This window comes from Marinomonas foliarum (assembly GCF_003337275.1).
Classification (GTDB): Bacteria; Pseudomonadota; Gammaproteobacteria; order Pseudomonadales; family Marinomonadaceae; genus Marinomonas; species Marinomonas foliarum.
In genome coordinates this window covers 162,119-182,286 of the sequence record NZ_QPJQ01000001.1, presented here as the reverse complement: position 1 = coordinate 182,286, position 20,168 = coordinate 162,119, and the positions used below count along the sequence as shown (strand labels likewise).

General features: G+C 43.6%; 20 protein-coding genes. 18 read left to right on the top strand and 2 right to left on the bottom strand.

Annotated elements, in window-relative coordinates:
• The first annotated feature begins 7 nt into the window (after positions 1-7).
• The 4 genes from DFP77_RS00895 to DFP77_RS00880 all read left to right on the top strand — a co-directional run bounded on the left by DFP77_RS00895 (position 8) and on the right by DFP77_RS00880 (position 4,505).
• Entirely contained in the window at positions 8-868 is an 861-nt protein-coding gene (locus tag DFP77_RS00895) for a hypothetical protein (RefSeq protein WP_114410420.1), read from the top strand.
• Between the two features lie 22 nt (positions 869-890).
• On the top strand, positions 891-1,334 hold the full coding sequence (gene rplI, locus DFP77_RS00890) for a 50S ribosomal protein L9 (protein ID WP_114410419.1): 444 nt from the start codon (positions 891-893) through the stop codon (positions 1,332-1,334).
• Between the two features lie 139 nt (positions 1,335-1,473).
• Positions 1,474-2,850, top strand: coding sequence for a replicative DNA helicase (gene dnaB / locus DFP77_RS00885; RefSeq protein ID WP_114410418.1), 1,377 nt, complete (start codon positions 1,474-1,476; stop codon positions 2,848-2,850).
• A 92-nt stretch (positions 2,851-2,942) separates the two neighbouring features.
• The gene (locus DFP77_RS00880; RefSeq protein WP_114410417.1) at positions 2,943-4,505 is read left to right on the top strand and encodes a methyl-accepting chemotaxis protein; all 1,563 of its coding nucleotides are present in this window, start codon (positions 2,943-2,945) and stop codon (positions 4,503-4,505) included.
• A 90-nt stretch (positions 4,506-4,595) separates the two neighbouring features.
• Here the strand turns inward: DFP77_RS00880 and bioA are convergent, their stop codons facing one another.
• Together bioA and DFP77_RS00870 are read right to left on the bottom strand one after the other, a co-directional pair.
• Positions 4,596-5,882 carry an adenosylmethionine--8-amino-7-oxononanoate transaminase gene (gene bioA / locus DFP77_RS00875; RefSeq protein WP_114410416.1) on the bottom strand — a complete coding sequence of 429 codons (1,287 nt, stop codon included), beginning with the start codon at positions 5,880-5,882 and terminating at the stop codon, positions 4,596-4,598.
• Between the two features lie 53 nt (positions 5,883-5,935).
• Positions 5,936-6,706, bottom strand: a complete 771-nt coding sequence (locus tag DFP77_RS00870; RefSeq protein ID WP_114410415.1) for a ComF family protein — start codon at positions 6,704-6,706, stop codon at positions 5,936-5,938.
• A gap of 38 nt (positions 6,707-6,744) precedes the next feature.
• Here DFP77_RS00870 and bioB point away from each other — a divergent pair, with 38 nt between their 5' ends.
• The 14 genes from bioB (at position 6,745) to fliJ (ending at position 20,165) form a co-directional block, all read left to right on the top strand.
• Positions 6,745-7,812, top strand: coding sequence for a biotin synthase BioB (gene bioB, locus DFP77_RS00865; RefSeq protein ID WP_114410414.1), 1,068 nt, complete (start codon positions 6,745-6,747; stop codon positions 7,810-7,812).
• Positions 7,796-9,007, top strand: coding sequence for an 8-amino-7-oxononanoate synthase (bioF, locus tag DFP77_RS00860; RefSeq protein WP_114410413.1), 1,212 nt, complete (start codon positions 7,796-7,798; stop codon positions 9,005-9,007). Before bioB ends, bioF begins: the two co-directional genes overlap by 17 nt.
• Before the next feature lie 12 nt (positions 9,008-9,019).
• Positions 9,020-9,823 carry an alpha/beta fold hydrolase gene (locus tag DFP77_RS00855; protein WP_114410412.1) on the top strand — a complete coding sequence of 268 codons (804 nt, stop codon included), beginning with the start codon at positions 9,020-9,022 and terminating at the stop codon, positions 9,821-9,823.
• Positions 9,807-10,625, top strand: a complete 819-nt coding sequence (gene bioC, locus DFP77_RS00850; RefSeq protein ID WP_114410411.1) for a malonyl-ACP O-methyltransferase BioC — start codon at positions 9,807-9,809, stop codon at positions 10,623-10,625. Before DFP77_RS00855 ends, bioC begins: the two co-directional genes overlap by 17 nt.
• A 3-nt stretch (positions 10,626-10,628) precedes the next feature.
• Entirely contained in the window at positions 10,629-11,306 is a 678-nt protein-coding gene (gene bioD / locus DFP77_RS00845; protein WP_114410410.1) for a dethiobiotin synthase, read from the top strand.
• A gap of 103 nt (positions 11,307-11,409) precedes the next feature.
• Complete coding sequence (locus tag DFP77_RS00840; protein ID WP_114410409.1) at positions 11,410-11,880, top strand: helix-turn-helix domain-containing protein; 471 nt, start codon at positions 11,410-11,412, stop codon at positions 11,878-11,880.
• Positions 11,880-13,034 carry a sensor histidine kinase gene (locus tag DFP77_RS00835; protein WP_114410408.1) on the top strand — a complete coding sequence of 385 codons (1,155 nt, stop codon included), beginning with the start codon at positions 11,880-11,882 and terminating at the stop codon, positions 13,032-13,034. The genes DFP77_RS00840 and DFP77_RS00835 overlap by 1 nt, the downstream gene beginning before the upstream one ends.
• Position 13,035: 1 nt before the next feature.
• The gene (locus tag DFP77_RS00830; RefSeq protein WP_114410407.1) at positions 13,036-14,382 is read left to right on the top strand and encodes a sigma-54-dependent transcriptional regulator; all 1,347 of its coding nucleotides are present in this window, start codon (positions 13,036-13,038) and stop codon (positions 14,380-14,382) included.
• A 67-nt stretch (positions 14,383-14,449) separates the two neighbouring features.
• The gene (gene fliE, locus DFP77_RS00825; RefSeq protein ID WP_114410406.1) at positions 14,450-14,812 is read left to right on the top strand and encodes a flagellar hook-basal body complex protein FliE; all 363 of its coding nucleotides are present in this window, start codon (positions 14,450-14,452) and stop codon (positions 14,810-14,812) included.
• Positions 14,813-14,839: 27 nt separating this feature from the next.
• Complete coding sequence (fliF, locus tag DFP77_RS00820) at positions 14,840-16,516, top strand: flagellar basal-body MS-ring/collar protein FliF (RefSeq protein ID WP_114410405.1); 1,677 nt, start codon at positions 14,840-14,842, stop codon at positions 16,514-16,516.
• A complete protein-coding gene (gene fliG, locus DFP77_RS00815) occupies positions 16,513-17,526 on the top strand; it encodes a flagellar motor switch protein FliG (RefSeq protein ID WP_114410404.1) in 1,014 nt (337 codons plus the stop codon). Before fliF ends, fliG begins: the two co-directional genes overlap by 4 nt.
• Before the next feature lie 7 nt (positions 17,527-17,533).
• Positions 17,534-18,340 (top strand): FliH/SctL family protein, encoded by an 807-nt coding sequence (locus tag DFP77_RS00810; RefSeq protein ID WP_114410403.1) that lies wholly within the window; start codon positions 17,534-17,536, stop codon positions 18,338-18,340.
• 5 nt (positions 18,341-18,345) lie between these two features.
• Positions 18,346-19,677 carry a flagellar protein export ATPase FliI gene (fliI, locus tag DFP77_RS00805; RefSeq protein ID WP_114410402.1) on the top strand — a complete coding sequence of 444 codons (1,332 nt, stop codon included), beginning with the start codon at positions 18,346-18,348 and terminating at the stop codon, positions 19,675-19,677.
• 53 nt (positions 19,678-19,730) lie between these two features.
• Positions 19,731-20,165, top strand: coding sequence for a flagellar export protein FliJ (fliJ, locus tag DFP77_RS00800; RefSeq protein ID WP_114410401.1), 435 nt, complete (start codon positions 19,731-19,733; stop codon positions 20,163-20,165).
• The last annotated feature ends 3 nt before the right edge of the window (positions 20,166-20,168 follow it).

Genomic DNA, 20,168 nt, shown 5'->3' with positions numbered 1-20,168 from the left:
CGCTTTTATGAGTGGTTTAGCTAAATGGGTTATGAAAAAACGCTTGAATGCCATTATTGGTGTGATGGTGTTTGGTCTAATCCCTATGATGTTTTGGTTAGCCGCTGCAATCTTAGGATTGGTGGTGCTTCGCAAAGGTGTAAAAGAAGGAATACCAGTATTAGCTTGGGGTTGTCTGCCAGCACTTGTGCTTTGGACGCTCCAGGGAGATGCTACGGCTCTCATGGTGTTAATTGATGTGATGTTGTTAAGCTATTTACTTAGAGTAACAACATCGTGGAGTTGGGTGTTATTAGTCGGCAGTTTTCTGGCGGTTATTAGTACGTTGCTTCAGCCGCTTTTAATGGCGGATGTTCTGAATCTAGCGGTAACCTTGGTTCAGAAGGTTCTGTCAAATGAGGGCGCTGAAATTCCTGATAGAAATTTGATTTTTAACCAGGCGGTGATGGCAATATCCATCTTCCAAGTGGTCATTGCCATTCTCTCTTTGTTTTTAGCGAGAAAGTGGCAGGCAGGGCTCTATAATCCAGGCGGATTACGTACTGAGTTTCATCAATTAAGATTACCAGTAGTGTTTAGTTTGGTATTGGGGGGAATGATTCTAATAGGCGAAAGCTTAGGTGGTTCATTCAGTATTTTATCCCAAGCCGCTATACCTGCTCTAATATTGCCGGGGCTTGCTCTAGTACATGGTGTTTTGGCAAAGAAAGAAATTGGGATTGTTGGACTGATCGCATTTTATCTTGTGGGATTCTTTGTTTTGAATGTGTATTTTGCAAACATTCTCGTTGCACTATGTGTGATTGATAGTTTTGTTGATATTCGTTCTAGAATCCGAGATAAGGCGTCCAACTCAAGTGATAGCTAATGATTAATTAGAGGTGATCGAGATGGAAGTTATTCTACTCGACAAAGTAAACAAGCTAGGCGGTATTGGTGACGTTGCAGTTGTTAAACCAGGCTATGCTCGTAACTTTTTGATTCCGAACAAAAAAGCTGTAATGGCTACTAAAGCTAACTTGGCTAGCTTTGAAGAGCGTCGTGTTGAACTTGAAGCGAAAGCAGCGGAGCGTAAAGCAGCAGCTGAAGCTCGTGCACTAACGCTAGAGGGCAAAACTTTTACTATCGCTGCAAATGCTGGTGATGAAGGTAAGCTTTTCGGTTCTATCGGTACTCGTGATATCGCTGATGCAATTTCTACACAAGTAGCTGTAGAGAAAGCTGAAATTCGTCTTCCTGAAGGCGCGATTCGTCACACAGGTTCTTTCGAAGTAGATATTCAACTTCACTCTGACGTGATTGTTGTTGTTACTTTAGAAGTAATCGCTGAGTAATTTGCTTAGACAAATTACTTAAGGAAGGCGTTAGCCTTTCTTAAATAAGAGAAGGGGATCTTGCTATTGCAAGATGCCCTTTTTTTTCGGTCGTGCTAAGCTAACCCCCTGTTTTTTTTGTTTTGTATGAGTATTTTACGTGCAACTAAATGATTCCGAAGTCGCTTCTATAAAATTACCACCGTATTCCATTGAGGCTGAGCGTTCAGTTGTTGGTGGGCTGATGCTAGACCCGCAAGCTTGGGAGAAAGTATCTGAGCTTGTTATAGCGGATGATTTTTATCGACCAGAACATAAGTCCATATTTGCCGTTATTGCTCGTTTGGCGGATGAATCAGAACCAATTGATGTTGTTACTATTGGCGAACGTTTAGATAAGCGTGGTGATTTAGAATCTATTGGTGGAATGTCCTATCTTATTGAGATAGCTGAAGCGACACCAAGTACCTCAAATATTGCGGCTTATGCCGACATTGTCCGCGAGCGCTCTGTTTTACGTCGCCTTATTTCGACAACAAATGATATTTCTGCTAGAGCATTTCACCCAGAAGGCATGACTGCGGCCGAAGTGTTGGATGAGGCTGAACGAAAAATATTTCAAATTGCAGAAGGTGGAGAGAAGAAGGGCGGACCAAGAATTGCCGCAGATATTCTTAGTGCGACAGTCGATAAAATCGATGAGCTCTACCATCAAGATGGTGCAATTACGGGTTTGAGTACGGGTTTTACTGATTTAGATGCGATGACGGCGGGGTTGCAGCCTGCAGATTTGGTTATTGTGGCGGGTCGTCCGTCCATGGGTAAGACAACGTTTGCAATGAATTTGGTTGAAAATGCCGCCATGATCAGTGATAAGCCTGTTATTGTCTTCAGTTTGGAGATGCCCGCGGAATCACTGATGATGCGTATGCTTTCTTCGCTTGGCCGAATTGATCAGACTCGTATGCGTTCTGGGCAATTAGTGCAAGAAGACTGGGATAAATTAATGTCTGCGGTGAAAATGCTCAAGGATCGCAAGCTATTTATTGATGATACGGGTGGTATCAGTCCAACTGAAATGCGTTCTCGCGTGCGTCGTATTGCTCGTGAGCATGGTGGTGTCGCTATGATCATGGTCGATTACCTTCAGTTGATGCAGATCCCAGGTTTTACCGAAGGTCGTACCAATGAGATTTCCGAAATTTCTCGATCTCTTAAAGCCATAGCAAAAGAAATGGATTGTCCTATGGTTGCTCTTTCTCAGCTTAACCGTAGTTTGGAAAACCGACCGAATAAACGCCCAGTTAACTCGGATTTGCGTGAATCTGGAGCGATCGAGCAGGATGCCGATGTGATTTCTTTTGTTTATCGGGATGAGGTTTATCATGAAGATACTCCTCACAAGGGGATTGCTGAGATTATTATTGGTAAGCAGCGTAATGGTCCTATTGGTACTTGTCGATTGGCGTTTGTGGGCAAATACACGCGCTTTGAAGATTTGGCCCCGGATGCTTATCGCGATTTTGATGATGAATAAGTCTGTGTCGTATTTTTAGGGAAGATTACAGTTAGTAACAGTCCAGCATACGTGATAAAAATAACTAATATAAAAAATATCGAGAGTTGTCTATGCGAAAGATGCCAGTAACCAATAAAGAAAATGATTTTCCTGAAAGCTATGTTTTAGTTTCCAGTACGGATGTGAAAGGACGCATTACGTTTGTTAATGATGTTTTTTGTGAAATCGCTGGGTATGATCGAGAAGCTTTAATTGGCTCTCCTCATAATCTTATTCGCCATCCAGATGTTCCGCCTGCGGTATTTGCTGATATGTGGGCTAACCTGAAACAGGGTAAGAGCTGGATGGGGTTGGTGAAAAACCGTTGTGAAAATGGGGATCATTATTGGGTCAGCGCTCATGTGAGTCCGTTGCTAGATGGCAATAAAGTCATTGGCTATGAATCAGTGCGCCGTAAGGCGACGCGAGACGAAATTCAGCATGCGCAGTCTATTTACGATCGTATTAATGCGGGTAAAGCTTTATTGCCGACAGTGACAAAAGTAGCTGCACATCTCAGCAACGCTTCTTGGCCATTAATGTCCTGTTTCTTTTTTTTGGCGATTATCGGTTTATTGTCTAATGTATTGGCTTTACAGGTAGCAGCACCTATTTTGGCGTTGTTAGGAATGTGGTTGACCTATTTTCAGGCTCGGTCTTTAAAGTTGGTGGTTTCTGGTTTATCGTCTGAGGCTCATAATCCTATTGGTCAGTATTTATACTGTAAAACTGTTGGGATTAAAGCCGCAATTAAGTTCGCTAAAATACATCAAGAAGCCGCAGGTAATACCTTCCGTTATCGTTTAAAAGAAGGTGCTCAGCAGCTTCGTCAAAGAGCGTCGGATGCTAAGGAAAGTGTCACTACGAATTTGGCTAATTTTAATAAGCAGCGCAACACTTTTCAGGAAGTGGTTGCTGCTAGTTCTCAGTTATTGGCTAGTGTCACCCATGTTGCGGAACATGTGCATGTGGCGGTTGAAGCGACAGAGTCGGTTGGCGGCTTGTCTCGTGAAAGTCGTTTGTTAGCTCAGCAAACAGGTGAGACGATGCGTCAGGTTTATCAGGATATTTCTGAGGCCAAAAAAGTTGTCGCTATATTGGCTGAGCGTAGCGACAGTATTAATGAAGTGGTTAATTCTATCAGTGACATTGCAGAACAGACGAATTTGCTAGCCTTGAATGCGGCGATTGAGTCGGCCCGTGCGGGTGAGGCGGGTCGAGGCTTTGCTGTTGTTGCGGATGAGGTTCGCGCATTAGCGATACGTACTCAGAATGCCACGCAAAACATCAATAGTATGACGGAAGAATTGAAGAAAAATACCCTGGATGTGACAAATACCATAGATAAAGGGACTGCTGTGGCGCAAGAGGGGGTTGATAGTGTGAATAAAGTCGCTCAAAAAATGAGTGATATAGAATCCGCTATAAAACAGGTTGTTGAAATGACTGCGCAAATTAATGTTTCTTCTGAGGAGCAGGCAGGTGTTGCGAGAGATCTAAATGATAAGATGCACGATGTGGATCAATTAAGTGTTCATAGTATTGAGCGAGCAGAAAACATTGTCATCAATATTAGCCATATTGAAGAAGAGGCTTATGAGCAGGGGAATCTTGCCGAGCGAATGAAGCAGTAAAGAATAATGCGATTTTGAAAGTTTGACTTTAAAGGCCTTTGATAGTTATTTATCAAAGGCCTTTTTTGTCGTGAGCTATTTATATTTGGTTTAGCCAGGGAGTTCGCTAGCGACGTGATAAATGGCTTTACCAAGAAGATTAATTTGCTCTTTACTGATTACGTAAGGTGGCATCAAGTAAATGAGCTTGCCGAAAGGTCGTATCCATACGCCTAGTTCAACGAACTTTGGCTGTATTTCATGTAAGTTAACCGGATTTTTTAACTCGACAACGCCTATGCCCCCAAGGCAGCGGATTTCTTTTACTTGTTCGAGTTGTTCGCACGGGCTTAACGCTTCTTCCATCCAAGTTTCTAGCTGAGAGATTTGTGCAGGAATATCGTATTCACTCAGCAGTGAGAGGCTTGCATTGGCTGCGGCACAGGCAAGAGGGTTGCCCATAAAGGTGGGGCCGTGCATAAAAACCCCGCTATTATCGCTGATCCCCAATGCTACTTTGTCATTGGTTAGTGTGGCTGCTAGTGTCATGTAACCACCTGTTAGAGCCTTGCCAACACACATGATATCTGGGCAGATATTGGTGTGGTCAGTAGCAAAAAGCTTGCCTGTGCGGCCAAATCCTGTGGCAATTTCATCGAAAATTAATAATATGTCAAACTCATCACAAAGTGCGCGAATCTGATTTAAATATTCAGGATTATAAAAGCGCATGCCGCCAGCATTTTGCACAACGGGTTCGATAATAAAACCCGCTATGCGTTCATGGTTTTCTTCAAACGTGTTACGGATTTCGGTTAGATATTCTATTTGGATTGGTTCATTCAAGCCAGTTGGTGGTGGTGATATAAAGAATTGCTTTGTTAGCGCGCCAGTGAATAAATTGTGCATGCCATTTTCAGGATCACACACTGACATAGCGGCAAATGTATCACCATGATAGCCGCTTTTTGGTGTTACAAAAAATTGTTTGTCAGGTTTATTTTGTGTGTTCCAGTACTGGATTGCCATTTTTAGAGCGACTTCAACAGAAACCGAGCCTGAATCGGAGAAGAAAACGCGTTGCAGTTCAGAGGGTGTTATCGCGACGAGTTTTTCTGCGAGCTCTATCGCGGGTTTGTGAGTGAATCCACCAAACATGATGTGAGAGAATTGTGATAATTGTTCTTGTATTGCGTCATTCAGTGTTGGGTGGTTGTAGCCATGAATGACACTCCACCATGACGACATGCCGTCGATTAACGTTCGCCCATCATTGAGTGTTATTTCACAGCCTAAAGCTTTTTCGACAAGAAAATGCGGACTAGGTTTACTCATCGATGTGTATGGGTGCCACAGAAGTTGCTTGTCTAAATCTAGGTATTCTTGATCTGTTTTCATGACGTTCACCATTACTTTGTTGGGGGCATAGTAAACAAAGGTGCCTGCAATGACTAGACTGTTTGTTTGGCTTGTGGCTTGTATTCTTTATCTGGTGTTCTGGCAATAACCCAAATATCGACCTGCTCAACCCCCGCGGCTAGTAATAATTTAGTGCAATGTTCTATGGTGCTTCCTGTGGTCATGACATCATCAAATAGAGCTATATGCTTAGCGGTTGGAGGAGTAATTAAATAACTATTTTTAGGGCTTTTTAGTCGCTCTTTTCGGCTTAATGAGTGCTGAGCTTGGGTGTTTTTGATTTTTTTTATTGGGTTTTTCTTTGGTAGGTTTGGGCATTTATCCCCCAAGTGCTGTTTGAGCTCTCTTGTCAGTTGTGTTGCCATGGCTTTAGTTTGGCAAAAACCACGTTCTTTGATTCGACTTGGGTGGCTTGGTACATAAAGTAGTTGTTCGGGCCAACTCTGGTCTAAATATGACTCTATAAGCTGTTCACTTAATAGGAATGTTAGTGGGCGAATATACTGGTTTCTTTGATTGAATTTTATGCCGTGAATCAGGGTTTTGATGACGCCTTCAAACTGATATGGGGCGACACATACTTGGTACGCTGGCGGATTGCTTTGGCATTGACCACATAAAATGTTGTGGGTGTGTGTTGGGCGTTTGCACTGATGGCAGTGTGTGTGGTTCGTGGGTAGTCCTTGTTTGCAGTGTTGGCAGAGGGTGTTTTTGGCTTTTGCGTGGCAAATGTAGCATTGGTTAAAAAACAACCCTCTGTAAACCTCTGTGATTTTTGTGGTTGACAGTTTTTTCCAGTCCATTAGTATTGCTCCATAAATTTTTATGGATCGAGGATACTATGTCTTTAAGTACGTCTACAAATACTGTGAGCGCTCCGCGTTTTGATTGGACGCATGCGGAAATAAAAGCTCTGTTTGATTTGCCCTTCATGGATTTGATGTTTCGTGCTCAGACGGTCCATAGAGAAAATTTTACGCCAAATGAAGTGCAAGTAAGTACGCTTTTATCGATCAAGACTGGTGCTTGTCCGGAAGACTGTAAGTACTGCCCACAGAGTGGTCATTACAATACAGAGCTTGAGAAAGAAAAGTTAATGGAAGTGAAAAAGGTACTAGAAGAAGCGGCTTTGGCAAAAGAAAAAGGCGCTAGCCGTTTTTGTATGGGGGCTGCTTGGAAGCATCCTTCCGAGAAAGATTTCCCCTATGTTCTGGAAATGATCAAGGGTGTTAAGTCGTTAGGGTTAGAGTCCTGTGTCACACTTGGGACGCTAAACGATGATCAAGCGCAGCGATTGTCTGATGTTGGGCTGGATTATTACAACCACAACCTAGACACCTCTGCGGAGTTTTATGACAGCATCATTACGACTAGAACTTATCAGGATCGTTTAGATACGCTTTCTCGCGTGCGTGATTCCGGTATTAAGCTTTGCTGTGGTGGCATTATGGGGATGGGCGAAGAGCAAAAGGATCGTGTGGGTTTGCTGCGTCAATTGTCGCTAATGACGCCGCATCCAGAAAGTGTGCCGATTAATATGTTGGTGAAAGTAGAAGGGACGCCGCTAGAAAATGTTGATGATCTCGATACCTTTGAATTTATTCGTACTATTGCTGTGGCACGTATTCTAATGCCTAAATCTCATGTTCGATTGTCTGCTGGCCGCCAAGGCATGAATGAGCAAACGCAAGCCTTGTGTTTCATGGCGGGCGCTAACTCTATTTTCTATGGTGAAAAACTGCTGACTACGGGTAACCCTGAAGCCGATAAAGATATGGCGTTGTTTGCTAATTTGGGTATTAACCCTGAAAAACGTGAAGAGCATTCAGATGAGGCTGTGGCTGAAGCCATTGCAGCGCAGGCGGTAAAACAAGAAGAGTCTAAGTTGTTTTATGAAGCCAGCGTCTAAAACGCCGGATTGGGTATTGGCGGCGCTTGAAGAGCGCCACCAACAGAACTTAATGCGCCGCACCATTACGTTGGAAAGCCCGCAAGTTCCACATGCTCAAATAGCTTCGCAAGATTACACCGCGTTTTGCTCGAACGATTACCTGGGGTTGGCTAATCATCCCTCGTTGATCAAAGCGATGAATGATACGGCTGAAACCTATGGGGTGGGTGGTGGCTCGTCTCATTTGGTGTGTGGGCATTTAGCTCCCCATCAAGCGCTTGAAGAAGCCTTGGCGGACTGGCTAGGCTACGAGCGAGTTATGCTATTTAGTACAGGTTATATGGCGAACCTTGGTGTGATTTCTGCACTTGCAGATAAAAATCGCCCTGTTGTGCAGGATAAACTGAATCATGCCTCTTTGATTGATGGCGCTCTATTAGCACAAGCGCCTTTACGCCGTTATTTGCATGGCGATGTAGCGAGTGCGCAGAAACTGCTTACTAAGTCTTCGGCGGCAGGGTTGTTGGTTACCGATGGTGTTTTCAGCATGGATGGTGATATTGCTCCCTTGGCTGAGTTGTCCCAATTGGCTAATCAGTATGATTGGATGTTCATGGTCGATGATGCTCATGGGTTGGGGTGTCTGGGTGAAAATGGCAGGGGCTGCTTGTCCTTGGAAGGGTTAGATTCTGCGAGCTTGCCTATCTTAGTGGGTACATTTGGTAAGGCATTTGGCACCGCGGGTGCTTTTGTTGCGACCTCCCATGACTATGCAGATTATCTTACGCAGTTTGCACGTCCTTATGTTTATACCACTGCAATGTCACCGGCCGTTGCTGGCGCTACTTTGGCTTCGTTGCAGCTTATTCAGTCGGTAGAAGGTCAGGAAAGGCGTGAAAAATTGGCTCGACATATTAGCTACTTCCGTCAAAGGGTGCAGTCATTGCCTGTTGAGCTAATGCCCTCAAATACCGCGATCCAGCCGGTTGTGATTGGTGATAGCAAGACTGCGATTGCCATTAGCGAGCAATTAAAAACGCTTGGAATCTGGTGTACTGCGATTCGCCCACCTACTGTACCGGTAGGCAGTGCTCGTTTAAGAATTACCTTAAGTGCCGCCCACTCTGATGAAGATTTAATGTTATTATGCGATTCACTCGAAAAAGTTTTAACAGCAAAACTTTTAAGCGCAAAACGTTTAAATCCAATGTAATAGAGGGACAGCATGCGAGTACGTATTGAAACAGAATCTTTTGGAAACGCGTCTAACCAGGCTATTTTTATGGTTTCAGGTTGGGCTATGCCAAAAGAGGTTATGCGCTCTTTTGCTTTGCGTCTAAGTGAGCGGTTTTATGTCGTGGTGGCAAACTTGCCTAGCATTTCTCTTGATGAGCAATGGATTTCCCGTTCTCGCATCGGGCCAAATTACGATATTGATGCCTTATCTGAGCAGTTAATAGATGCTGCTCCAAATGAAGCTTGGTGGATTGGTTGGTCATTGGGTGGCATGGTGTCTGCTTATGTGGCGGCTCGTCGTTCGAGTTGTGTGCTTGGTTTAATTACCTTGTCGGCTTCCCCGAGCTTTGTTAAACGAGAAGGTTGGGAAAGCGCAATGCCTGTTGAGGATTTTGACGCCTTTGCTGGCTTGGTTGAACAGTCGCCAGAAGAAGGGCTTAAGCGCTTTGTCATGTTACAGGCGAAAGGTGCAGAGAACGAACGAGCCTTGGTTAAGCAGTTACAGGTCTTGTTGCCGATAAAAACACTGAATCGTCCCGCTTTGATTGGCGGTCTTAGGTTGTTGCGCTCTTTGGATGTGCGTCGCGAATGGTCTCTTTTGGATCTTCCTAATTTACATATATTGGGCGGCAAGGATGCGTTGGTTTCTAGTAAATCATTAGAGCAACAAACTGATGTGAATCCTTTGCAGCAATGTGTTGTACTGTCAAACTGTGCACATCAGCCTTTTTTGGAAGATGAAGAGGCTTGTGTGCGTCACGTAGAAAACTTTATCGATGCTAATAACTCCTGATATATCCGCGCTTAGCTATAAACGACAACTGGCTAAGCGCTTTGATCGAGCTTCTCGAACCTATGATTCTTATGCTGACTTCCAGAAAATTGTCTTAGATCGTCTGTTGGCGATGCTGCCTTTAAACCAGGCTGATGTCGTATTAGATCTTGGGACGGGAACAGGTCAAGCGCTAGGTGTTTTATCTGAACAACTAAATACCGCTTGTAATATTGCGCTTGATTTGTCTCCGCAGATGCTAACAGTGGCAAGTGAACGTTATTCTTTTTTGTCAAATACCTACTATGTTTGCGCTGATGCTGAAAGATTACCTCTTCGGGATAAGCTGTGTGATTTGGTTTTTTCAAGCCTTGCTATTCAGTGGTGCCTTAATCCTTTGGATTTATTTAAAGAGCTTTATCGTATTACCAAACCGGGTGGTTATGTGCTTTTCTCGACTCTATCGCAAGGTTCTATGCCGGAGATTAGCCAAGCGTGGCTTGGTTTGGATAATGAAGATCATGTGCATCAGTATATGGCACCAGAAACACTTATGGATTGTATTAAAAGTTCTGGCTTGAACCTTTCTTCCTCTTTGTTATCTGATATCCCTATGTGGTTCGATACGCCAGAAAGCGCTATTTATTCATTGAAAAAAGTAGGGGCGAGTCTGATTGCCTCTGATGGCGAAAAGGCAATGTCGCCAAGTAAGTGGAAAGCCTTTTTGTATGAGTATGAAAAGCAACGGCATGAGTTGGGTATTCCATTAAGTTATCAAGTTTCATTTGTTGTGGCTCAACGGCCTTTTGGTATTCAGGAGTAGTGAGTGAAGAAACGTTTTTTTGTCACGGGGGTCGATACAGATGCCGGCAAAACTTATGTCACAGTGGGGTTGTTAAAAGCAGCTAAACGCGCTGGCTTGAAATCTATCGGGCTTAAGCCGATTGCAGCGGGTGCAGATCGGGTTGATGGTAATTTACGCAATGATGATGCTTTGCTTATACAGCATGCGAGTAGCGTTAAATTGGCTTATGAGCAAGTAAACCCTGTTGTCCTTGAGGAGGCTGTTGCACCTCATGTCGCGGCAATGAAAGAGGGTCGCCTTGTTACCGCTTCTCGTTTAGAGGGTTATATAAAAGGGGCTTTGTTAACACCACATGAATTAGCGCTAGTTGAGGGGGCTGGTGGTTGGCGAGTGCCATTAAACGATAGAGAGATGTTATCTGATGTGGCTAAAACATTAGATTTTCCAATCATTTTAGTTGTTAATATGAAGCTAGGTTGTTTGAATCATGCACTATTAACCGCTGAAGCGATTGCTCGCGATGGCTTGACTCTTGCTGGTTGGATTGCCAATACTGGACCAGAAATAATGTCTTGTTATGATGAAAATGTTGCTACTTTGTCTTCTATGTTGTCAGCCCCATTGTTAGGAGCCTTGCCTTGGTGTAAAAATGATGAGGATGTTGCCAAGGTGTTTGATGAGTTACTTTCGGCATTATAATGGCATATTTGCGTTATTAGGTGGCATGTCACTCTTGAAAGTGAGTAAAATCAACGCATTATAGTAATGATGGTTGTTTGTTTATTTAGATTGAGGTGATGTTGTGAAGGCTTGGTTGTGTGGATTGGACGATGAAGAAGCGTCGAGTGTGTCCAGCATTTTGACCTTTATTGGAATCGAATATAGCACGTCTTTGGCTTCGCTTTCTTTGCCCGATTTTGTTGTGTTGGGTAAGGCGGTAGACTCTTTTGAACTTGATGAAATGGTGCCATTAATCTCACTTCGCCCGATGATGAAAAGCATTGGTGATTTTAATGTGTGGTTTTGTCCTTTGCCTTGGCGTTCTCAGTCTCTTTCTCTTGTTTTGAAAGAAATTAAGCAGTTACACACTTTTCCTCAGGCCTCAGGTGTAAATTTAAACTTGCATGTTCGCCATCTTGAGGCGCTTCTTATTCGCCAAGCTTTAGTATCTACTCAAGGTGTTGTGTCTAAAGCTGCGCAAAATTTACAAATACAGCGCACCACACTGATTGAGAAAATGCGTCGCTATAATATTGATAAGTCGGAGTTTTAGTGACAAAAGATGAAGAAATAGCGGAGTTAAAAACCGCGTTTAAAGCCTTCTCCGAATCTTCTGATGTATTGGCAAAGTCTTATGTAGATCTTCAGCATGAAGTTGCTCGATTGTATGACCAATTAGAAAAACTTGAAGAAGATAAGCGCCAAGAACAAGATAAAAACAGAGTGTTGGTATTGCAGTTTCAACAGTTGTTTGAATCTATGCCGGTTGGAGTTCTATTATTGAATGAAGAGGGAGTGGTTGTAATGGCCAACCCTGTCGCGGATCGCTTATTTAATTTACCTTTGGTTGGACAAGCGTGGGGGAGTATTGTTCCTCTTAGTTTTCGCCCACAAAAAGATGATGGCCATGATGTTAGTATGGTTTCAGGGCGACGAGTACGCGTAGAAACGGCTTCTTTAGGTAATGTACCTGGGCAGCTGGTTATTTTGGTTGATTTGACCGAAGCATATTTGTTGCAAAAAAAGCTGAGTCATCATGAACGTTTGTCCAACATGGGGAAAATGGTGGCGGCTTTAGCGCACCAAATTCGAACCCCTCTTTCATCCGCTACGTTATATGCTGGGCACTTACAAAAACCTGATCTTGCTCCTGTTATGCGGCAGACTTTTGCGAACAAGTTAGCAGATAGGCTAGCTAATATCGAAAAGCAAATACGTGACATGTTGATTTTTTCTCGTAGTGAAATAAAACTGGATGAAACAGTCAGTGTGACGGCTTTTATAAAAGAGCTCACAGCGCAAAGCAAAGAAATTTGTGATCAAAGAAACATGAAATTTGACGCTGAAGGAGCCGAATTTTCGGCGACGGATTGTATTCAGTGTAATAAAGAAACATTATTGGGGGCTTTATTAAACCTTGTGAATAATGCGGTGGATGCACAGCCTGAACGTGGCTTAGTGGAATTACATTGGCGTAATAGCCATGGTTTTGTGACACTCATGTTTAAAGACAGTGGTGTTGGAATGTCGAAAGCGCAACTGGAGCATGTTCAGGAAGGTTTTGTGACCACAAAGCAGCATGGAACAGGATTGGGTTTGATGGTGGTTAAGGCTATTGCTCGGGCTCATCATGGGCAATTTGAAATAGACAGTATAGAAGGCACTGGAACGACCGCCAGTTTTACGTTGCCTCTTGTAAGGGTATGAAATGTCTGATGTTAAGTTATTGATTGTAGAGGATGACAAGGGGCTTGCTGAAGCGCTAGAAGATACGCTGATGTTGGCAAGTTATCAGTGTAAAATTGTCTACAGCGCTGAAGAGGCGATTATCGCACTTAAACACACTCTGTTTGATATGGTGGTTTCTGACGTTAACCTGCCTGGGATGGACGGTTATGGATTGCTTCACCATGTCATAGATACTTACCCTGAATTACCTATTATGTTGATGACTGCATATGGTGATATTGCTCACGCTGTAGAGGCAATGCGTGATGGTGCGGTTGACTATTTACTTAAACCCTTTCAAGAAGAAGAGCTATTAAACGCGATTGCTAAATACACTGTAAAAGCTGCACCTTCAGTTAGTCTTCAACCTATCGCCAAAGATCCATCAAGTATTGCTTTGTTTGAATTAGCAAAGCGTGTTGCTGTCACTGATTCGACAGTACTGATTTGTGGTGAAAGTGGTACTGGTAAAGAGGTGCTAGCTCACTATATTCATCAAAATTCAAGTCGACCTAATGCGCCTTTTGTGGCGATTAACTGTGCGGCCATCCCTGAGAATATGTTAGAAGCCATATTGTTTGGTTATGAAAAGGGGGCTTATACAGGAGCTGTATCATCTCAAGCTGGTAAATTTGAACAAGCCAATGGCGGTACACTGTTGCTAGATGAAATTACTGAGATGGATGTTGGCTTGCAGGCGAAATTATTACGAGTGCTGCAGGAGCAAGAGGTAGAACGCCTTGGTGGTAAAAAGTCGATTCCCTTGGATGTTCGAATTATTGCTACAACAAACCGAGATCTTGCAGATTATGTGCGGGAAGGTGGCTTTAGAGAAGATTTATATTATCGCTTGAATGTATTTCCGTTACGTTGGCAGCCAATTCGCGAACGCAAGGGGGACATCTTGCCTATTGCTCAGCATTTACTGGCGAAACATGCTACGAAAATGCGTATTGCTGGCGCGATGTTAAAACCGTCAGCTCAGAGCAAATTAGAATCACATCCTTGGCCTGGTAATGTACGTGAGCTGGATAATGTGATTCAACGCGCCCTAATATTAAGTCCAAATGCGCAAATTAATGAAGATCATATTGCTTTTGATATGATGAGTTTAACGCCAGTAGCGACAGAGACAGTTATTGATGAAGACAGTGCTGCTTCCATTTTAGGCAAGGGTGTTCAGCAGCATGAATTCCGAATTATTGCCCAAGCTCTGATTGACGCAAACGGAAAGCGCAAAGTGGTTGCAGATACATTGGGAATTAGTCCAAGAACATTGCGTTACAAAATTGCTAAAATGCGTGAAAGTGGCATAGATGTAGATTGATTTTTGTATCTTGTTTTAATTAGCTTTATGCTAAGCTGTACAAATGTGATTTTTTAGGTGAAAAAACATGATTACTGGTCGACCAGACATTAATCAGGTGTTGTCTCAAATGAGAGAAATGCAGTCGCAAGTTCAAGCGCCTAGCTCTTCTGTGTCTAATATCACCAAAATAGGTGGAGAAAGTGACAGCGGGCAGACTGTTGAGCGAGCTGATTTTGCAGAAATGCTGAAAAATGCGGTCAATAACGTAAATACTTTGCAAAAAGAATCGACTCAGTTAGCCCAATCCTATGAGCGCGGTGATGAAGGGGTTGATTTGCCTCAAGTCATGATAGGTCTGCAAAAGTCGAGTGTGTCATTTGAAGCAATGACGCAGGTGCGTAATAAACTTGTAGACGCGTATGAAAAAATCATGAATATGCCAATTTAGGCATAATAAACCGCTTGGCGCTTTTTAATGGATAATATCCCTGCAGAACAATCGGAGCAAAAGCTCTATCTAGAGTTAGTTACCGGCTTTAATAAGTTAACGGTTATACGTCAGCTTGCCTTAATGGTTGGCTTGGCTGCCTCTATCGCTATTGGTTTAGCGGCTGTCTTATGGAGCAATGGCCCAGATTACAAACCAGTATTAAGTAGTATCACAGATTACAATGCAGATCAGATCGTTGAAATCCTCAGTGTAAATAACATCCCTTTCAAATTAGACCAAAACACAGGTGCTTTGCTTGTTGAATCTGATTTTTACCATCAGGCTCGTCTGAAGTTAGCTGGTTCTGGTATTGTTTCCGACAACATTGTTGGTATGGAAATAATGGACCAAGAGCAAGGGCTTGGAACATCTCAATTTGTAGAAACGACGCGTTATCGCCGCGGTTTAGAAGGTGAGTTAAGTCGAACAATATCAAGCTTACAAAGTATTAAAAGTGCCAGAGTACATTTGGCAATACCGAAAGAGTCCGTATTTGTTCGAGATACACGAAAACCATCCGCGTCGGTGTTTTTGGAGCTTTATCCTGGAAGGCGTTTGGATAGGAGTCAAGTCGAAGCGATTGTTAACTTAGTTGCTTCTAGTATTTCTCAGTTAAGCGATAAAGATGTCACTGTAGTGGACCAACGCGGCACTTTACTAACAGAGAAAGATTCTGATTCTGAACTTTCTGTTGCTGGAAAACAGTTTGATTACGCTCGTAAAGTAGAAGATGTGCTATTGCAGCGAGTAAATAATATTCTCGGGCCAGTTGTGGGCCAGGGGCGCTTCAAAGCAGAAGTGTCTGCGGACGTTGATTTTACCGCTGTTGAAAAAACAGATGAACAATATAACCCTGATTTATTGGCATTAAGAAGTGAGCAAACATTACGAGAAAACCGAAGTGCAGGTGCAAATGCTGGTGGTATTCCTGGAGCTTTGACCAATCAGCCGCCGGGTGCGGTGACGGCTCCTGAAGCGGTCGATGAAAACGGTGCGCCAATAGGTGGTGGTTCATCGGGTGCAAATGGACAATCTCGTGAAGAAACAACGCGAAACTTTGAATTGGATCGTAGTATCAGCTATACAAAGCGGCAACAGGGTATGGTTAGGCGTTTGTCGGTTGCGGTTGTTGTTGATGATTTGATGAGTTTAAACCCTGATACCGCCGCGATTGTAAGAACACCATGGAATGATGATGAGCTTGGTCGGTTAACACTCTTAGTGCGTGATGCAGTCGGTTATGACCCGTCTCGTGGTGACAGTGTGAGCGTTATTAACTCCCCATTTGCTTTACCAGATCCAGAAGAGCCTATGGTTGAGGTGCCTTTCTATCAGCAGGCGTGGTTCTTGAACCTAATTCAGCCAACCTTGGTTGGTATGTTTGTACTGATATTATTGCTTGTGGTTGTTCGACCTATTCTTAAAACACTCAGCGATCAGAATAAGATTGCAGTGACAGATGACACAGAAGCGGCTATTTTCTCAGATGAAACAGATGAAATCTCAGATGATCAGGTTTCGTTAGTAAGTGCAGAAGATATATTAGTTCCTGGATCACCAGAAAAAATTGACCGACAGCTAAATGCTATTCGTGGATTAATCGCCGAAGAGCCAGAGCGTGTCGCTCAAGTCGTTAAACAATGGGTAATGGAAAGCAAATGAGTGATATTGGCCAAGGTGCAGAATTAAGTTCAGTTCAAAAAGCCGCGGTGCTACTTATGTCGCTGGGCGAATCTGACGCTGCCCAAATATTGAAACACATGGGGCCTAAAGAGGTTCAGCGCATTGGCCAAACCATGGCTCAGCTATCTAATATTCAGCGACACCAGGTTGAAAAAGTATTGGATGATTTCTTGGTGTTAGTTGGAGATCAAACCGGCTTAGGCCTTGGTGCGGATGGTTATATTCGTAACATGCTAAGAGAGGCGTTGGGTGAAGAAAAAGCCGGCAGCTTGATTGATCGAATTTTATTGGGTGGCAATACAACGGGCCTTGATACCCTCAAATGGATGGAATCTCGAGCGGTTGCTGACGTTATCCGTTATGAGCACCCTCAGATCCAAGCTATTGTTATTTCTTACCTAGATCCAGATCAGGCGGCTGATATCCTTGCTAACTTTGATGAGCGAGTGCGCTTGGACATCGTATTACGCGTGGCTGCCTTAGAAACAGTTCAGCCAGCAGCTCTACAAGAGTTAAACAACATTCTTGAGCGCCAGTTCTCTGGCAATAACTCTACACAGTCTACAACAATTGGCGGTATTCGTACGGCAGCCAATATAATGAACTTTATTGATAGTTCTGTTGAGTCTGAATTGATGGAATCTATCCGCGATGTTGATGAGGATCTTGCTAACACTATTCAGGATTTGATGTTTGTATTTGATAACCTGATGGATGTAGATGATCGAGGAATTCAAATCATTCTTCGTGAAGTTGAGTCTGAAACCTTGATTCTTGCCTTGAAAGGTGCGGATCCAGATATGCAAGATAAGATTTTCAAGAACATGTCTTCACGTGCTGCCGACATGCTTAAAGATGATTTGGAAGCGAAAGGTCCTGTGCGTGTAAGTGAAGTGGAAGTTGCACAAAAAGAAATATTGGCTGTTGCCAGACGCCTTGCTGATAACGGAGAAATTGTTCTCGGTGGCGGCGGTGAGCAGATGGTTTAGTTAGAGCATGTCAGATCAAAATCATGAAAAAAACGAGCGTAAGTTAACGGCTTATGAGCGTTGGGAGCTTCCTCACCTCGAAAACAATAATCCGGTGACCAGTTCTGGTCCAGCGGTGCTGATTCAAAAAAACACAGTCGTTACCAGTGAGGAAGTTGATGAAGACTCTTTGGTATACGAACCGTTAACAGCTTCTCAGCTGGAAGAGATTCGTTCAGCCGCCTATGAAGAAGGTTTTATTCAGGGCGAAGAAGAAGGTCATAAAAAAGGCCACGCTGATGGGTTTTCTAAAGGTGAAGTGGATGGCTTTGAGAAAGGCCACGAAGAAGGTCGCTTAATTGGACTGGAAGAAGGTAAAGAGCAAGCTCGTGAACAGGCGAAACTTCAATTTGAAACGCTTGAGGCTTTATTGAGTAAAGCTGTTCAAGAGCTAACGCAACCATTGGAGGAGAGTCGAGAAGCGGTAGAGACGCTTTTATACCAATCTATGACGCGTATTATCGAAAATGTCTGTTTGTCTACCATGTCTCAAGATGGGCATAGCGTGCTAAAGAAACAGCTTTCTAGAGTATTTGATGAAGTTGGTGAATTTGAAGGGCGTGTAAAACTTCGACTTCATCCTGATGATGTGTCTGTATTAGACGAGTTGGGTGTTAAAGATAGGTTAACGATTCAGCTCGAAACTGATGAATCGTTTATTAGTGGTGGCTTTGTCCTTGATTCTAAGTCTTTTCATGTTGATGGTCGTGTTGAGCAACGGCTCGATGCTGTGTGTGATGAGCTTCGTAACCTTACCTTTACAGAGCAGGATTAACTGCTGTGTCTTCGCTAAAAGATCGATTTAACAAACTTAGTCATGTTTCCTTAACGACAATGCCCCCTCAAATAGAAGGCAAAGTAACCCGTATGGTTGGTTTGACCATGGAGGCGGTTGGATGTGTCGTAGCTTTGGGTGATCGCTGTTCTGTACAAGTTCGAAAAGATCGCTGGGTAGAGTCTGAAGTTGTTGGATTCACCGGCGATTTAACCTATTTAATGCCCACCGAAGCGATTGAAGGGATTTCCCCTGGCGCTCGTGTTCGTCCTTTACTTGGTGATAGTTTGATGCCTGTGGGCGATGAGTTGCTAGGCCGTGTTGTTAATGGCTTGGGTAAGCCTTTGGATGGCAAAGGTAAGATCAAGACTAAGGACTCTGTTACCCTGCATGGTGATGTGATAAATCCACTACAAAGGAAGCCTATCAATGAGCCTTTAGATGTGGGGATTAAGGCGATAAACAGTTTGCTGACTGTTGGTAAAGGTCAGCGTCTAGGTCTTTTCGCAGGCAGTGGTGTGGGTAAGAGTATGTTGCTCGGTATGATGACAAAATATACTGAAGCGGATATTACCATTGTTGGCTTGATCGGTGAGCGTGGTCGAGAAGTTAAAGAATTTATTGATCAAATATTGGGCGAGGAAGGTCTTTCGCGTTCTGTCGTTGTCGCGTCCCCTGCTGATGATTCTGCGTTGATGCGTTTGCGCGCAGCAATGTTGGCCACTCGTATTGCTGAATATTATCGTGACCAAGGTAAAAATGTATTACTGCTGATGGATTCTTTGACGCGTTACGCCCAAGCGCAGCGGGAAATCGCTTTGTCTGTTGGTGAGCCGCCGGCGACAAAAGGTTATCCGCCTTCTGTTTTTTCTAAACTTCCTCAGTTGGTTGAACGCGCAGGCAATGGTTGCGAAGGCAGCGGTTCAGTGACGGCGTTCTATACGGTGTTGACTGAAGGGGATGATCAGCAGGACCCTATTGCTGATGCGTCTCGTGCGATTCTTGATGGTCATATTGTTTTGTCTCGACGTTTGGCTGAAGAAGGGCATTATCCAGCTATAGATATTGAAGCCTCTATATCTCGTGCTATGCCGCATATCGTGAGTGAAGATCACTTATATGGTGCAATGCGAGTTAAACAGCTGTATTCAAAATTCCAACAAAACCAAGACCTTATTTCTGTCGGTGCTTATGCCCGAGGCAGTGATCCAGATCTAGATCAAGCTATTTTGCAGATGCCAGATATTCGAGAGTTTCTACAGCAATCACTTACCGAAAGCTTTAGTATCGATGAAAGCTTGCAAGCTCTTGTGACGGCTATGACGAAAGCGCAGTAGACGACAGCTTATAAAAACGTCTACTATTTAGTGAGTTTCGATATGGGGTGGTCATGAAAAAATCACAGCGAATGCAGATTTTAGTCGATCTTGCTAAGCGCAAAGAAGATTCTGCTGCTCAGCAGTTGGCCCGTGATAAAGCCAAAGTTATCTATGATGAGCAAAAGCTGAAAGAGTTGCGCGAATATGCGGAACAGTACGAGTCAGAGCGTAACCTGTTGGGGTTGAGTGCGTATCTAACGACGAATTATCAGCATTTTGTGACTCGGGTCCAGCAAGCCATTGCTCAGCAGGAGGCAGCTATTGGTCGATCAGAGCAACAGGCGGATATGAGTATGCGTCGATGGCTGCAAGCTCGTACTAAAACAAAAAGTATGGACTGGCTTAAAGAAAAAAATCATAAGGCGGAGCTGCTTGTGGAGAGTAAGCAAGAACAACGTCAAAGTGATGAATTCGCTATGCGACGCTTTTTAGATAGTTTGCGATAGTAT

What these genes read in the sequence shown, in the direction of transcription:
- bioF (WP_114410413.1), top strand. Translation starts at nt 7,796, where the DNA reads ATGAAGCCAGCGTCTAAAACGCCGGATTGGGTATTGGCGGCGCTTGAA.
- DFP77_RS00895 (WP_114410420.1), top strand. Translation starts at nt 8, where the DNA reads ATGAGTGGTTTAGCTAAATGGGTTATGAAAAAACGCTTGAATGCCATT.
- DFP77_RS00880 (WP_114410417.1), top strand. Translation starts at nt 2,943, where the DNA reads ATGCGAAAGATGCCAGTAACCAATAAAGAAAATGATTTTCCTGAAAGC.
- DFP77_RS00870 (WP_114410415.1), bottom strand. Translation starts at nt 6,706, where the DNA reads ATGGACTGGAAAAAACTGTCAACCACAAAAATCACAGAGGTTTACAGA.
- DFP77_RS00830 (WP_114410407.1), top strand. Translation starts at nt 13,036, where the DNA reads ATGTCTGATGTTAAGTTATTGATTGTAGAGGATGACAAGGGGCTTGCT.
- rplI (WP_114410419.1), top strand. Translation starts at nt 891, where the DNA reads ATGGAAGTTATTCTACTCGACAAAGTAAACAAGCTAGGCGGTATTGGT.
- fliG (WP_114410404.1), top strand. Translation starts at nt 16,513, where the DNA reads ATGAGTGATATTGGCCAAGGTGCAGAATTAAGTTCAGTTCAAAAAGCC.
- bioA (WP_114410416.1), bottom strand. Translation starts at nt 5,882, where the DNA reads ATGAAAACAGATCAAGAATACCTAGATTTAGACAAGCAACTTCTGTGG.
- bioB (WP_114410414.1), top strand. Translation starts at nt 6,745, where the DNA reads ATGTCTTTAAGTACGTCTACAAATACTGTGAGCGCTCCGCGTTTTGAT.
- bioC (WP_114410411.1), top strand. Translation starts at nt 9,807, where the DNA reads ATGCTAATAACTCCTGATATATCCGCGCTTAGCTATAAACGACAACTG.
- fliE (WP_114410406.1), top strand. Translation starts at nt 14,450, where the DNA reads ATGATTACTGGTCGACCAGACATTAATCAGGTGTTGTCTCAAATGAGA.
- fliF (WP_114410405.1), top strand. Translation starts at nt 14,840, where the DNA reads ATGGATAATATCCCTGCAGAACAATCGGAGCAAAAGCTCTATCTAGAG.
- DFP77_RS00810 (WP_114410403.1), top strand. Translation starts at nt 17,534, where the DNA reads ATGTCAGATCAAAATCATGAAAAAAACGAGCGTAAGTTAACGGCTTAT.
- fliJ (WP_114410401.1), top strand. Translation starts at nt 19,731, where the DNA reads ATGAAAAAATCACAGCGAATGCAGATTTTAGTCGATCTTGCTAAGCGC.
- DFP77_RS00855 (WP_114410412.1), top strand. Translation starts at nt 9,020, where the DNA reads ATGCGAGTACGTATTGAAACAGAATCTTTTGGAAACGCGTCTAACCAG.